At 72.8% G+C, this 14,068-nt stretch carries 12 protein-coding genes; 10 read left to right on the forward strand and 2 right to left on the reverse strand.

Annotated features, from left to right (window positions below):
* The first annotated feature begins 11 nt into the window (after positions 1-11).
* From R6Y94_RS29695 to R6Y94_RS29710, 4 genes are all read left to right on the forward strand, one after another.
* Entirely contained in the window at positions 12-1,481 is a 1,470-nt protein-coding gene (locus R6Y94_RS29695; RefSeq protein ID WP_318399155.1) for a M81 family metallopeptidase, read from the forward strand.
* Positions 1,481-2,488, forward strand: a complete 1,008-nt coding sequence (locus R6Y94_RS29700; protein ID WP_318399262.1) for an ROK family protein — start codon at positions 1,481-1,483, stop codon at positions 2,486-2,488. Before R6Y94_RS29695 ends, R6Y94_RS29700 begins: the two co-directional genes overlap by 1 nt.
* A 168-nt stretch (positions 2,489-2,656) precedes the next feature.
* Positions 2,657-3,469, forward strand: coding sequence for an SAM-dependent methyltransferase (locus R6Y94_RS29705; RefSeq protein ID WP_318399156.1), 813 nt, complete (start codon positions 2,657-2,659; stop codon positions 3,467-3,469).
* A 7-nt stretch (positions 3,470-3,476) separates the two neighbouring features.
* Positions 3,477-4,379, forward strand: coding sequence for a nucleoside hydrolase (locus R6Y94_RS29710; protein WP_318399157.1), 903 nt, complete (start codon positions 3,477-3,479; stop codon positions 4,377-4,379).
* 144 nt (positions 4,380-4,523) lie between these two features.
* On the opposite strand, the gene R6Y94_RS29715 is transcribed toward R6Y94_RS29710, so the two are convergent.
* Complete coding sequence (locus R6Y94_RS29715; protein WP_318399158.1) at positions 4,524-5,702, reverse strand: endo-1,4-beta-xylanase; 1,179 nt, start codon at positions 5,700-5,702, stop codon at positions 4,524-4,526.
* A gap of 192 nt (positions 5,703-5,894) precedes the next feature.
* Between R6Y94_RS29715 and R6Y94_RS29720 the strand changes: the two genes are divergently transcribed.
* From R6Y94_RS29720 to R6Y94_RS29740, 5 genes are all read left to right on the forward strand, one after another.
* The gene (locus tag R6Y94_RS29720) at positions 5,895-6,983 is read left to right on the forward strand and encodes a Gfo/Idh/MocA family oxidoreductase (protein ID WP_318399159.1); all 1,089 of its coding nucleotides are present in this window, start codon (positions 5,895-5,897) and stop codon (positions 6,981-6,983) included.
* A gap of 156 nt (positions 6,984-7,139) precedes the next feature.
* Positions 7,140-7,877, forward strand: a complete 738-nt coding sequence (locus R6Y94_RS29725; RefSeq protein WP_318399160.1) for a phytanoyl-CoA dioxygenase family protein — start codon at positions 7,140-7,142, stop codon at positions 7,875-7,877.
* Complete coding sequence (locus R6Y94_RS29730; protein ID WP_318399161.1) at positions 7,874-8,794, forward strand: sugar phosphate isomerase/epimerase; 921 nt, start codon at positions 7,874-7,876, stop codon at positions 8,792-8,794. The genes R6Y94_RS29725 and R6Y94_RS29730 overlap by 4 nt, the downstream gene beginning before the upstream one ends.
* Before the next feature lie 58 nt (positions 8,795-8,852).
* Positions 8,853-10,970, forward strand: a complete 2,118-nt coding sequence (locus R6Y94_RS29735; protein WP_318399162.1) for a hypothetical protein — start codon at positions 8,853-8,855, stop codon at positions 10,968-10,970.
* A 16-nt stretch (positions 10,971-10,986) separates the two neighbouring features.
* Positions 10,987-11,934, forward strand: a complete 948-nt coding sequence (locus R6Y94_RS29740; RefSeq protein WP_318399163.1) for a zinc-binding dehydrogenase — start codon at positions 10,987-10,989, stop codon at positions 11,932-11,934.
* A 19-nt stretch (positions 11,935-11,953) separates the two neighbouring features.
* Here the strand turns inward: R6Y94_RS29740 and R6Y94_RS29745 are convergent, their stop codons facing one another.
* Positions 11,954-12,991: a LacI family DNA-binding transcriptional regulator gene (locus tag R6Y94_RS29745; protein WP_318399164.1), complete on the reverse strand. Its 1,038-nt coding sequence runs from the start codon at positions 12,989-12,991 to the stop codon at positions 11,954-11,956.
* A gap of 87 nt (positions 12,992-13,078) precedes the next feature.
* Here R6Y94_RS29745 and R6Y94_RS29750 point away from each other — a divergent pair, with 87 nt between their 5' ends.
* Positions 13,079-13,984, forward strand: coding sequence for an AraC family transcriptional regulator (locus R6Y94_RS29750; protein ID WP_318399165.1), 906 nt, complete (start codon positions 13,079-13,081; stop codon positions 13,982-13,984).
* Positions 13,985-14,068: the final 84 nt, after the last annotated feature.

The following is a 14,068-nucleotide window of genomic DNA, read 5'->3' on the forward strand; positions in this document are numbered from 1 at the left end:
GAGTTCCACCCGTGCACCGTCCCCTGCGGATCGCCATCGGCGGCATCCACATCGAGTCCAGCACCTTCTCGCCGCACCTGAGCACCGCCGACGACTTCGAGGTCACCCGGGGCGACGCGCTGCTGGCCCGCTACGCCTGGCTCTCCCCGGTCCAGCCGTGGGCCGCCGACGTCGAATGGCTGCCGCTGGTGCACGCCCGGGCGCTGCCCGGCGGGGCGGTCGACGCGGCCAGCTACGACGGCTGGGCCGCCGAGATCGTCGACGGGCTCACCCGGCTCGGCCCGGTCGACGGGGTACTGCTCGACATCCACGGCGCGATGAGCGTGGTCGGCCGGGAGGACGCCGAGGGCGACCTGGTGACCGCCATCCGGTCGGTGATCGGGCCGCAGCCGTACGTCTCGGCCGCGATGGACCTGCACGGCAACGTCTCGCCGGTGCTCTTCGCCGGTTGCGACCTGCTCACCTGCTACCGCACCGCGCCGCACGTCGACGTCTGGGGGACCCGCGAGCGGGCGGCCCGCAACCTGGTCGAGGCGCTGCGCCGGGGGGAGCGCCCGCACAAGGCCCTGGTGCACGTGCCGATCCTGCTGCCCGGCGAGATGACCAGCACGCGGGTCGAACCGGCCCGCGGACTCTACGCCCGGATCCCCGAGATCGAGGCCCGGGACGGCATCGTCGACGCCGCGATCTGGATCGGCTTCGCCTGGGCCGACCAGCCCCGCTGCCGGGGCGCGGTGGTGGTCACCGGCACCGACGCCGAGGCGACGACCCGGGCGGCCCGGGAACTCGGCGAACACTTCTGGGCGGCCCGCGACGAGTTCGCCTTCGTCGCACCGACCGGCAGCCTGGACGAGTGCCTCGACACGGCACTGGTCGCGATCGGGGACCCGGCCCGGCGCCCCTTCTTCGTCAGTGACTCCGGTGACAACCCCGGGGCCGGCGGCGCCGACGACGTCACCTACGCGCTGGCCCGGATGCTGGCCCGCCCGCAGATCCGGGACGGCAGGATCCGCGCGGTGTACGCCTCACTGGTCGACCCGGACGCCGTGGCGCAGCTCGCCGACCAGCCGCTCGGCACCCCGGTCAGCGTCCCGGTCGGCGGCCGGATCGACACCCGCGACCCTGGTCCGGTACGCCTCGACGGCGTACTGGAGGCGGTCGCCGAGGACCCGGACGGCGGGCGGTGCGTCAGCGTACGGATGGGTGGCCTCAGCGTCTTCGTCACCTCGCGGCGGATGCAGTACCGCCAACTGGCCTCGTACGCCCGGCTGGGCGTGACGGTGGGCGACGTCGACCTGGTGGTGGTGAAGATCGGCTACCTCGAACCGGAGTTGTTCGAGATAGCCGGGGACTGGCTGCTGGCGCTGACCCCGGGCGGGGTCGACCAGGACATCGAGCGGCTGCCGTACCAGCGCCTGCTCCGGCCGGTGTTTCCGCTGGACCGCGACTTCGCCGCGGACCTGACCGTGGCGACCCGGTGATTCCGCCGGTCGTCAGCGCCCGGTCCGACACCTCGCCTCCCGGTGACCCGTCCGCCGGTCGCTGCGTCCTCGCGGTCGACGTCGGCGGGACGACCATGAAGGGCGGCGTCTTCGACTCCGACGGCCAGCTCCGGCACTCGGTCGTGGTGCCGTCCCGGGCCGACGGCGACCCGGTCGGCGCGCTCCGGGACCTCTGCCGGCGGCTACGCGACACCGCCCTCGACGACGGCGTCGTGCCGGCCGGGATCGGAGTGGTCACCCCGGGCATCGTCGACGAGGCCGCCGGCCTGGTGCGGTACGCCTCGAACATCCGGTTCCGGGACGTACCGCTGCGCGCGCTGGTGCACGACGACCTGGGGCTGCCGGTGGCGATCGGGCACGACGCCCGGGCGGCCGGCGTCGCCGAGGCGGTGGCCGGGGCCGGCCGCGGGCTGGCCAATTTCGTGCTGCTGCCGCTCGGCACCGGCATCGCCGCCACGGTGGTGCTGCACGGCGAGCCGGTACCCGGCACCGCCTGGTCGGCCGGGGAGGTCGGGCACATGCCGGTACACCCCGGTGGGGAGCCGTGTAGCTGCGGCCAGCGCGGCTGCCTGGAGGTGTACGCCTCGGCCGGCGGCCTGGCCCGGCGCTACGCCCGGCTCGGCGGCACCCCGGGGCTGGACAGCCGGGCCATCGCCGCAGCCGCCTCGACCGATCCGCTGGCCGGCTCGGTGTGGAACACCGCGACCCACGCGCTGGGCATCGCGCTGGCCACCCTGACCCTGACGCTGGACCCGGCCCGGATCGTGCTCGGCGGCGGTCTGGCCGAGGCCGGCGCCCAACTCTTCGACCCGGTACGCGAGGCGCTGCGCGCGGCGCTGGCCTGGCGGACCGCGCCCGAGGTGGTGCCCTCGGCCTTCGGGGTCCAGGCCGCCCAGGTGGGTGCCGCGATCCTGGCCCGGCGTGCGGCCGGGCTGCCCGTTCCGGACGGTTGGGCGGCACCGGTCTCCGCACCCGTCGGCTCCTGAACCGCAGCCGGTCGTCCCGGGGACACCACCGGAGCACAAGATCGACGGAACAGGCGCCGTGGCCCATAATCGGTGTGCGGTGCCGTACGCCGGCACCACGTCCGGCTCCGGGTCGGCGCCTCGGCCACTCGACCGACCCGACCGGTGAACCGACTCCTCGGAGGTACCGTGAGCGACACCAGTCCGGCCGCGAAGCTGGACACGACCGTGGCGCACCCCGCCCGCCGGTACAACTACTGGCTGGGCGGCAAGGACAACTTCGCCGCCGACCGGATCTCCGGCGACCAGGTCGCCACCGTCTTCCCGACGGTCAAGCGGGCCGCACAGGAGAACCGCCGCTTCCTGCGACGCGCGGTCGGGTTCCTGGCCGGCGAGGTCGGCATCCGGCAGTTCCTCGACATCGGCACCGGGCTGCCGACCGCCGACAACACCCACGAGGTCGCCCAGCGGATCGCACCCGAGTCCCGGATCGTCTACGTGGACAACGACCCGCTGGTGATGTCACACGCCCGTGCCCTGCTGACCTCCTCGCCGGAGGGCCGCAGCGCATACATCGAGCGGGACCTGCGGGAGCCGGAGTCGATCCTGAACGCCCCGGAACTGCACGCCACCCTCGATCTGCGCCAGCCGGTCGGGTTGACGCTGGTCGCGATCCTGCACTTCGTCCGCGACTTCGAGGACCCGTACGGCGTCGTCGGCCGGCTCGTCGCCGCGCTGCCCTCCGGGAGCTACATCACCATGTCGCACGGCACCTACGACGGCCTGCCGGCGGAGACCGTCGCGAAGCTGGAGGAGACGAACGCCGCCTCCGGCGGGCTGAGCCGGCCCCGCAGCCTGGGCGAGTTCACCCGGTTCTTCACCGGCCTCGACCTGGTCGAGCCGGGGGTCGTGCCGATCGGGCACTGGCGACCGGAATCCGGCAGCACCCCACCCGAGCCGATCGACATCTGCATGTACGGCGCCGTCGCCCGGATCCCCTGAGCGGATCATGGCCGCCCGAAGCCTCGTCCTGCTGGACACCGACATCGGCAACGACATCGACGATGCCGTCTGCCTCGCGTACCTGCTGGCGCAGCCCCGCTGCGATCTGCTCGGCATCACCACGGTCAGCGCCGAGCCGGAGGCCCGGGCGGCGCTGGCCAGCGTGCTCTGCCGGGTGGCCGGCCGCACCGTGCCGATCCTCCCCGGAGCCGCCGAGCCGCTGGCCAGCCCTCCGGTGCAGGGCCCGCCGCCGCAGGCCGCCGCGCTGGCCCGGTGGGAGCACGAGACCTCGTTTCCGGCCGGAGCGGCGGTGGAGTTCCTCCGGCAGACGATCCGCGCGCATCCGGGCGAGGTGACCCTGCTGGCGATCGGCCCGTTGACGAACGTGGCCCTGCTGTTCGCGGTGGATCCGCAGATCCCCGCGCTGCTGCGCTCGCTGGTGCTGATGGGCGGCGCGTTCGGCACCGTGCCGGGCCCGGAGTGGAACATCCACTGCGACCCGTACGCCGCCGCCCGGGTCTACGCCACGCCCGTGCCGGTGCACCGCTCGGTCGGCCTCGACGTCACCACCCGGGTACGGATGGACGCCGGGGCCTTCCTGGAGCGCTGCGCCAACCCGCTGCTGCGGCCGGTGGCCGACATGGCGGCGTCCTGGTTCGCGGAGCGGCCGGCGGTCACCTTCCACGACCCGCTCGCCGCGGCGACGCTCTTCGCGCCGGCGCTGTGCACCTTCGTACCGGGTGAGGTGACCGTCGCGGTCGATGCCGGTCCGGCGGCCGGGACCACCACTTTCCGACCGGTCGACGGCGGCGAGGCGGAACCCGGGCCCGGCGCGCACGAGGTGGCCGTCGACGTTCGCCCGGACGACGCTCTCGCACACTACTTCGAGGTCGTCGACCGGGGCCGGTGAGCAGAGCGAGAGTGGGGCCGGTCGGGTCGCTGGCCGGCATGCCCGACGAGGTGATGCCACGGTGCCATCATGATGACTCCGTGGCATCACGCTCCGGACGGAATTCACGTCTGCCGGCCCACGGCTCCCCGACGCGGCAGCGGGTCAGGCCGGCACTGTCCAGAGTGGACTGCGCCGGGGCGCGGCTTCGAGCCTGTTCGCGATGACCCGGTACGCCGGCTTAACCGCTAGTTCGTCGTCGTAGGCGAGCGGCCGGCGCGGCGCGCCGTCCTCGCGCGGATAGTCCTCCTCCAGCCAGGTGTACCGGTCGGTGAGCCCGAAGGCCATCACCGCCTTCACCGCCTGGTGCGAGAGTGCCACGTCGAGGTAGCGCCGGTAGACGTCGGCGACGGCCGCGTCCCGGACGGCGACGTCGGCGGGCAGCCCGTCGTCGAGTACGTCGAGTTCGGTGATCAGGATGTCCAGCCCCCGGTCGGCGACCTCGGAGAACCAGTTCCGGTAGGCGTTCGCCGCGAACCGGTCGGCGAACCGGTCGGCCAGCAGGTGCGCCTGCACCCCGAGCGCGTGCACCGGCACACCGTCGGCGAGCAGCCTGTCGATGACCTGGAGGGTGGCCCGGCGCCGGGGACCGGGCTCGTCGCCGTACTCGTTGACGGTCTCGAAGCCGAACTCGTTGAGCACCAGTACCGCCGACGGGTCGGCGTCGTGCGCGACCTGGAACGCCTCGGCGACGTACGACGGCCCGATCGTCTCCCACCACGGCACGTCGGTGCGGAATCCGCGCTGCCCCTCCGGACTGGTCACCTCGTTGGCCACGCTCCAGGCGTCGACCCGGCCACGGTAGCGCCGGACCACCGCCTCGGCGGTGCCGAAGAGCAGTTCGCGGGCCTGCTGCTCGGCCATGCCCCACAGGTCGTCCTCGGTCCAGCCCTCGCCGAACCCCTCGTCCCAGACCAGGTGTGCGCCGAAGACCCGCATCCGCTGGCTCTCGGCGTACCCGATGATCTGGTCGGCGTAGCTGAAGTCGAGTTCGGCGTCCGGGGTGGGCTTGAGCCGGTACCAGAGCAGGTCGTCCTCGGTGAAGAGCAGGGTCGCCTCCCGGCCGACCAGGTCGAGGTAGGGGGTGTCGGGCATGTGCCAGGTCGCCAGCGAGGTGCCGAAGGCGAGGCCGTTGGGCTTGGCGAGCTTCCACAGCGGCGGGCGGGGTGCGCGGTTCCGGCCGGCGGTGGCCGGGCCGGCCACCCCGATGGCGCCACTGGCCAGGCCGGCGGCTCCGGCCGCACCGAGGATCAGGGATCGGCGGGACAGGCGCGTGTCGTTCATGGGATTGCCTCCTCGCAGGGACGGTGCCACGGGAGTTGCAAAACGATTTGTTCGACCTGTGGCAGGGAGCCTACGACCGGCCCGCACCGGCGGCAAGAGACCGGCGCCGGATCTGTTGCCCGGCTCGATTCGGACCGGTTACGCTGCCCGCGACCCGTAGCCAAACGTTTTGCATGACGGAAGGGGTCCCGCGTGAGTCGGCTTTCCCTGGGGGTCATCGGGCTGGGTGAGGTGGCCCAGGTCGTCCACCTCCCGGTCCTGCGCTCGCTCCCCGAGCTCTACGACGTCACCGCCGTCTGCGACATCTCCCCCGGCCTGCTCGACCGGGTCGGCGGCGGCTACGGCGTACCGCACCGGCACACCGAGGTCGCCGAGATGCTCGACCGCAACGAGCTGGACTGCGTCCTCGTACTCAACAGCGACGAGTACCACGCCGAGGCGGTGGTCGCGGCGCTCGACCGGGGCGTGCACGTGCTGGTGGAGAAGCCGATGTGCCTCAGCCCGCGCGAGGCGGAGCAGATCATCGCGGCCCGGGACCGCTCCGGCGCATGCGTGATGGTGGGCTACATGCGGCGGTTCGCCCCCGCGTTCGTCGAGGCGACCCGGCGGATCGGCGAGCTGGGCCCGATCAACTACGCCCGGGTGCACGACATCATCGGCCGCAACCAACTGATCATCGACCAGACGGTGCTCGTGGACCGACCCACCGACGTGCCCCGGTCGGCCGTCGAGGCGCGCTGGGCCAGAGGACGGGCGCTGGTCGCGGACGCGCTGGGCGAGGTGCCCGACGTGCTCGCCGGGGCGTACCGGCTGCTCTGCGGGCTGGGCAGCCACGACCTGTCGGCGATGCGCGAACTTCTCGGCCGGCCGCGCGGGGTGGCCGCCGCCCGGCAGTGGCGGGACGGCCGGTTCCTGGCCGCCCTGCTGGAGTACGACGACTTCCTGGTCACCTACGAGACCGGCGTCGACGAGCAGCTCCGGTTCGACGCGCACATCGAGGTGTACGGCGAGCACGCGACGCTGCGGGTGCAGTACGACACCCCGTACCTGCGGCACTTCCCCACCACCCTGGTCACCGAGCAGACCCGGGGCGCCGGACTGCACCGGTCGGTGTCCCGCCCGCACCTGAAGGACCCCTACACGCACGAGCTGGAGTACTTCCACGAGGTCGTCACCAAGGGCGGTGACCCGAAGACCGGACCGGAGGACTTCGTCGAGGATCTGGAGCTGTTCGCCGAGCTGATCCGGGTGATGGCGGCCCAGCCGGGCAGCCGGGCGTGAGGCAGAACCGAAGATAGGTCGAGTCCCGCCGGAGATAGTCGCCGCGCCGGCCCCGGCGACTCGCCTAGCGTCGAGTCCGACGAGGTCACCGCCGACGGCGGCGGCCACCACCGGTCGCCACCGTCGACGGCGGCCACGGTTATCAGGAGGTGTGCGGTGCTGACCCCGCAGGATGTCGACTTCTACCGGACGAACGGCTACTACCTCAACCGCGCCCAGCTCTTCTCCGCCGAGAAGCTGGACGCGCTGGAACAGATCTTCACCGAGCACCTCGCCGACAAGGGCGACAAGCTCTCCGACGAACTCGACACCCCGCACTTCCGGGACCCCCGACTGCTGGACTTCCTGCTCGCAGACGAGGTGCTCGACCTGGTCGAACCGCTGGTCGGGCCGGACATCGCGCTCTGGACCAGCCACTTCATCTCCAAGGACCCGCTGGTCGGCCGGGCCACCCCCTGGCACGAGGACAGCGCCTACTGGAACGGCCGGCTCAGCGAGTACGACCGGATCGTCACCGTCTGGCTCGCGCTCGGCCCGAGCAACCGGGAGAACGGCTGCATGCGGGTCATCCCGGGCAGTCACGACGGCGGCGGCTTCTCCGAGTACGTGCCGACCGACAAGACCGTGCAGACCTTCCACGCCGAGATCCCCGGGGTGGACGAGAACCGGGCGGTCTACTTCGAGCTGGAACGCGGGCAGTGCTCGCTGCACGACGGGCGGATCATCCACGGCGCCCGGCCGAACACCAGCGACGTCCGCCGGACCGGCTACACCATGCGGTACTTCCCGGCCTCGGTGAAGGTGCTGCCGGTGCCGGAGAACGAGGGCTGGCAGATCTGGCTGGCCCGGGGCCGGGACAGCGCCGGCAACACCTACCAGCCGGACCCGCGGTGAGGCTCGGGCTGCTCACCGCCTGCCTGCCCGGCGAACCGCTCGACGCGATCGCCGGGTGGGCGGCCGGGCACGGTTACCGAGGGCTGGAGGTGGCCGCCTGGCCGCGCGAACCGGACCGGCCGTGGCAGGCGAGCCACCTCGACGTCGACCGCTTCGACGCGGCCGAGGCGGACCGGGTCCGCGCCCTGCTGGACGGCCACGGGCTCAGCGTCTCGGCGGTGGCCTACTACGAGAACAACCTGCACGCCGATCCGGCCACCCGGGAACGGATCCACCGGCACCTGCGCCGCTGCGTGGACGCCGCCGCGCTGCTCGGCTGCGAGCACGTCGGCACCTTCGTCGGCCGGGACGTCACCCGTACGGTGACCGAGAACCTGCGGCTCGGCGAGGAGGTCCTGCCGCCCCTGGTGGCGTACGCGGCGGACCGGGGCGTACGGCTCGTCGTGGAGAACTGCCCGATGGAGGGCTGGCACCCCGACGGCTACCCGGCGAACCTGGCGTACTCGCCGGAGCTGTGGGACTGGCTGGGCGGGCTCGGCCTCTTCCTCAACTTCGACCCGTCCCACCTGGTCTGGCTGGGCATCGACCCGATCGCGGCGTTGACCGGGCACCTCGACCTGGTCCGGCATGTGCAGGCCAAGGACGTGCAGGTCGACGCCGCCGCCCGGAACCGGTTCGGGGTCTTCGGCCAGCTCGTCGGAAAGCCGTCGCCGTGGACCAGCGGCTGGTGGCGCTACCGGGTCCCCGGCCTCGGCGAGGTGGACTGGCGCCGGCTGGTCGACGTCCTCTACGAGGGCGGATACCGAGGATTCGTCTCGGTGGAGCACGAGGATCCGGTCTGGTCCGGCTCGCCGGAGCGGGTCCGGCAGGGCCTGGTGATCGCCGAGCGCACCCTCGGCCCGCTGCTCGTCGCCTGACCCGCCGACCGTATCCATCCACCCACCCACCGCCCCCACCGCGCAAGGAGCCCGAGGCATGCAACGTGGCGTGTACTTCGACGCCTGGTTCCCCCGACAGCACTGCTACCACCCGAGCCTGCCGCCCCGGCGGCTCCGCATGATCGACGACCTGGTCGACTACCGGGCCACCACGCTGGTCTGGGCCGCTCTCGGCGGCGGCTCGATCTCACTGCCCTACCTCGAACAGGAGGCGTTCGGCCCGGTCGACGCCCGGGCCCGGTTCTACGGCTTCGTCAACGACAGCGAGTTCATCGCCGCCGCCCAGGCCCGGGGCATCAAGGTCTTCGGAATCGTCTTCGAGGCGCAGGGCTGGGAGTTCCCGGTCGAGCTGACCGCCGACGAGGACGAGGTCCTCGCCCTCAACGAACTGCGCGGGGTCGGGCACCGGGACTGGCTCGGGCTGCGGGAGTTCGGCCAGAACCGCTATCCGTTGCTCTGGAAGCCGGTCGAGCACTACTTTCCGGGCGGCCTGGTCAACAGCGACGGCGAGCCGGTCACCGACCTGATCGAGGAGTGCTGCGCCCGGGACATCCGGCAGACCGCCCTGCACGCCCGCTGGGTCGAGTGCCCGGACCGCGAGCACCAGTGCTTCTACATGGACCGGAACAACCCGGTCTGGCGGGAGTACCTCAAGGCGGTCATCCGGATCCAGATCGACGCGGGCGTGGACGGCGTACAGCTCGACGAGACGGAGCTGCCGCTCGGCTCGCTCCAGTACGGCGGCTGCTTCTGCAAGGACTGTATGAAGGGCTTCCGGGCGTACCTGTCCGGGCTGCCGCCGGCCGAACGCGATCCGCTGTTGGACGGGGTCGACCTGGAGACGTTCCACTACGGCGACTGGCTGCTGGAGCGCGGCTACGACTTCACCGACCGGCACGACGCGACACCGCTGTTCGGGGCGTACTACCGGTACCAGTGCGACGCGATCCGCCGGCACTTCGCCGAGCTGGCCGCGCACGCCCGGCAGTACGCGGCGGGCAAGGGGCGGAAGGTGCTGGTCTCCGGCAACTTCTTCAACATGGACCCGCAGTACCTCGGACTCGCCGACGACGTCGACGTGATCGTCACCGAGATGCGCAACACCACCCACCGGCAGCCGCAGTGGTACCGCTACGTCGCCGGCTTCGCCGGGGACAAGGACGTCATCGTGGTGGAGAACCCGTACGGCGGGGTGGTGCCGGAGCTGGTCGAGCTGCTCAGGAACGGCCGGGGGCACGACCTGCTGCGGCTGTCCTGCTACGAGGCGGCCGCGTTCGGGGTGAACATGGCGGTGCCGTACGGCTCCTGGATGGGTGCCACCATCGAAGACTCGTTCTACGCCCCGCACGAGGTGGCGGCCGAGATCCAGGGGTTCCTCGCCGACCACGAGCGGCTCTTCGCCCGGCGCAGCCGCAACGAGGTGGCGGTGGTCTACAGCGTGGAGAGCAACCGGGACCTGGTCGCCCGGGCGGACATCGGCGACAACCTGCGCAACGCCCGGGACGAGAGCGTGCGGGTGCCGTACCGGGAGGTGACCTCGGCGCTGGCCGGCGCCGCCGTACCCTTCGACGTGCTGTTCTTCCCCGACGACCGCACGGCGCCGGACCGGATCACCGCCGACGACCTGCGGCGCTACCCGACGGTGCTGCTGCCGGCCTGCACCCACCTGACCCCGGCCCAGGTGGCGGCGCTGCGCGGCTATCTGGACGGCGGCGGACGGCTGGTCCGGATCGGCGGGCTCGGCGAGAACCTCGGCGACGGCGACCGGTCGGCGCTGCTCGGTCACCCGGGGCTGACCGGATCCGGGCCGGAGGACCTGGCGACGCTGCTGCCGCACGGCCGGCAGGTCGAACTTCGCGCGCCCGGCGGCACCGCCACGGTCGCGGCGAACATCGCCGGGCTGGCGGACGGGTCGGCCGCCGTGCACCTGGTGAACTACGACTACCGGGCCGCCGACGACCGGGTATGCCCGGTCACCGACCTCGACCTGCGGGTACGGCTGCCGGAGCGGCTGCCGGCGGCCACCGGGTACGGGTGCGACGGCAAGGTCACCCCGCTCGACGTACGGGTCGACGGCGGCTTCCACACGGTGCGGCTCGACGCGCTCGGCCCGTACGCCATCGTGGTCTTCACGGCCGGCCCGGCAGCGGGTTGAGGAGAGGAGTGCAGGGATGCGGATAGCGGTGCTGACCGGTCCGGAGCGGTTCGAGATCGCCGAGGTACCGCCGCCGGAGATCGGCCCGGACGAGGTGCTGGTGCGGGTCCGGGCCAGCGGGGTCTGCGCCTCGGAACTCGCCGCCTGGGGCGGTGACCCGCCGGTCGACTACCCCCGGCACCTCGGCCACGAGGTGAGCGGCACCGTCGCCGCGGTCGGCGCCGAGGTCGACTCGTTCGCCGTGGGTGACCCGGTCGGGGTCTGGGTCACCTCGCACGGGTTCGCCGAGTACGTGGCCGCCAAGGCCGCGCACTGCCGGCCGGCCGGCGACGTACCGCTGGACGAGGTGCTGGCCGAGCCGCTGGCCTGCGCGGTCAACGCGGTGGAGGAGGCCGACGTGCGGCTCGGCGACGACGTCGTGCTGATCGGTGCCGGCTTCATGGGCAACCTGGTGCAGTCGCTGGTCCGGCTGCGCGGGGTCCGGCAGCTCGTGGTGGCCGACACCCGGCCGGACGCGCTGGACCGGGCCAGGGCGCTCGGCGCGACCCGGGTGGTGGACGTCCGGCACGAGTCCCTGGCCGAGGTGGTCGGCGAACTGACCGGCGGGCGGGGCGCGGACCTGACGTTCGAGTGCACCGGCGGGCAGGCGGCGCTGGACGCGGTCGGCGAGGTGACCCGGATGAGCGGCCGGATCGTGCTGGTCGGCTTCCACCAGGGCCGGCCGCGCCAGATCAACCTGGCGCACTGGAACTGGATGGCCTTCGGCATCGTCAACGCGCACTACCGGGACGTCGGCACCATCATGCGCGGGATGACCGTCGGCATGCGGCTGCTCGTCTCCGGGGCCGTCTCGCTGCGCACCCTGGTCACGCACCGGTTCGGGCTGGAGGAGGTGGACGCCGCGTTCCGCGCCGCCCGGGACAGGCCGCCGGGCTTCGCGAAGGCGACGGTGACCTTCGACTGACGCACCATAGCAGCGTCCGTCAGGCGGAGCGCCGGACCACCAGCGGGCAGGGCAGCACGATGGTGCGGCCCTCCCCGGTGTACTCGCCGGTCATCCGGCTGAGCAGCAGTTCCCCGGCGCTCTGCCCGGTCTGGTACGCCGGGTTGCGCACCGTGGTGAGCGGCGGGTTGACGATGGTGGCCGCGTCCACGTCGTCGAACCCGACGACGGCGACGTCGTCCGGCACCGTCAGGTCCCGTTCGTGTGCGGCGTCGATGGCGCCGATCGCGGTCAGGTCGTTGGCGCAGAACACCGCGTCCGGACGGCGCTCGGCCGGCAGCGCCAGCAGCCGGTGCATCGCGGCCCGGCCACCCGGCCGGGTCCAGTCGCCGCGCACCATCAGCTCCGGCTCGACCGCGAGCCCGTGCTCGCGCAGGGCCCGCCGGTACCCCTCGTCGCGCGCCGAGCCGGTCGCCTCCGGCCCCTCGATCATGCCGATCCGGCGGGCGCCCCGCCGGATCAGGTGGCTGACGGCGGCGTGCGAACCGACCCCGTCGTCCGGGGTGACCAGGTCGACGTGCGGGTCGTCGTCGAGGGCGCCGCCGACGCAGACGGCGGGGATGCCGAGGCCGGCCGGACCGGTACGCAGCTCGGCGGTGACGTCGCCGGCCGCCATCACCACCCCGTCCACCCCCCGGTCGCGCACGTCGGCCAGGAAGGCGTCCTCCCGTTCCGGTACGCCGTCGGTGTTGCAGACGTAGCTGCCGTAGCCGGCGCCGTCGACCGCGTCGGCGAGTCCCCGGGTGAGTACCGCGTAGAACGGGTTGGTGATGTCCGGTACGACCACCGCGACCATCCGGGACCGCCGGGTACGCAGGCTCCGCGCCACGTTGTTGGGACGGTAGCCGAGCTGCCGGATCACCTCGCGGACGGTCTCCTGGGTGGCCTCGGCGACCCAGCGCTTCCCGGAGAGCACGTGGGAGACGGTGGTCGGGCTCACCCCGGCCAGCTTCGCCACCTGCACCAGGGTCACCCGGGCCTCGTCGGGCCCGGGTGCCGGCGGGCGTGTCTGGGACATCGACCTCGCCCTCTCGCGTCGTTGACCGCTGCGGTGTCGGTCCGTACGGTAGCAAAACGTTTTCCTGCGGGAGGGGCGGAGGAACCGATGACCCGACTCCTCGACCGGTACATGATCGACGGGCTGGTCGCCGACGGGCTGGTGGCGGGCGGTTCCGGGGTACAGGTGATGCGCCCGGAACTGCGGGACGTACCGGCGCACTGGCACGACTACTACGAACTCGGCTACGTCCTGGACGGCACCGCCCGGCACGTGGTCAACGGGGTATCCCGGCCGCTCCGGCCGGGCGGCGTCTTCCTGCTCACCCCGACCGACTTCCACGAACTGCACGTCGCCTCGACCACGCCGCTGACCTGCTACAACGTCGTCGTCGAACCGGACGTGGCAGAGCGGTGGCTGGATCGCGCCCTGCCGGCCCCGCCCGGCGTCGCCGGCCCGCCGTGGCTCACCGACGACCCGTCGTTCGGCCCCGACTTCGACCGGCTCTGGCGGGAGTCCTCCGGCCGGCGCCCCGGTGCGGCGGCGTTGGCCGACGCCGTGCTCGGCTGCATCCTGATCGAACTCGCCCGGCGCTGCCCGGATCCGGTCACGGCGGGGGCAGAGGCGCCAGCCGGGCCACGGGGCGGTGCCGATCCGGCCGGCGGCGACATCCGGCGGGCGGTGCAGTACATCGAGCGGCGGTTCCGCGAGCCGCTGACCCTGGCCGAGGTGGCGGCGTACGTGCACCTGTCGCCGAACTACTTCAGCGAGCGGTTCGGCCAGGTGGTCGGCACGTCGTTCCAGAGCTATCTCCAGGCCCGGCGGCTGCGCTTCGCCCGGTCGCTGCTCGCCTCGACCAGCCTCGGGGTGACCGAGATCTGCCATGCGGCGGGCTTCAACAGCCCCTCGCACTTCGGGCGCGCGTACCGGCGGCGGTTCGGCGCGGCACCGTCCGCCGGTCGTACCCCGACTCCGTCGCCGCCGGACGAGCCGGCGGCGTCCGATCCCGGCTGACCGCGGCCAGGTGAACCGCTGATTACCAGACTGTTGCGTTTGTTACCCGAGATCTCTTGACATCGCTGGCCGGGCGGATGACCC

The organism is Plantactinospora sp. KLBMP9567, from assembly GCF_033446045.1.
GTDB lineage: Bacteria > Actinomycetota > Actinomycetes > Mycobacteriales > Micromonosporaceae > Plantactinospora.

Coding starts and splice junctions, on each gene's coding strand:
- R6Y94_RS29710 (WP_318399157.1), top strand. CDS start 3,477: ATGGCCGCCCGAAGCCTCGTCCTGCTGGACACCGACATCGGCAACGAC.
- R6Y94_RS29715 (WP_318399158.1), bottom strand. CDS start 5,702: ATGAACGACACGCGCCTGTCCCGCCGATCCCTGATCCTCGGTGCGGCC.
- R6Y94_RS29735 (WP_318399162.1), top strand. CDS start 8,853: ATGCAACGTGGCGTGTACTTCGACGCCTGGTTCCCCCGACAGCACTGC.
- R6Y94_RS29740 (WP_318399163.1), top strand. CDS start 10,987: ATGCGGATAGCGGTGCTGACCGGTCCGGAGCGGTTCGAGATCGCCGAG.
- R6Y94_RS29745 (WP_318399164.1), bottom strand. CDS start 12,991: ATGTCCCAGACACGCCCGCCGGCACCCGGGCCCGACGAGGCCCGGGTG.
- R6Y94_RS29750 (WP_318399165.1), top strand. CDS start 13,079: ATGACCCGACTCCTCGACCGGTACATGATCGACGGGCTGGTCGCCGAC.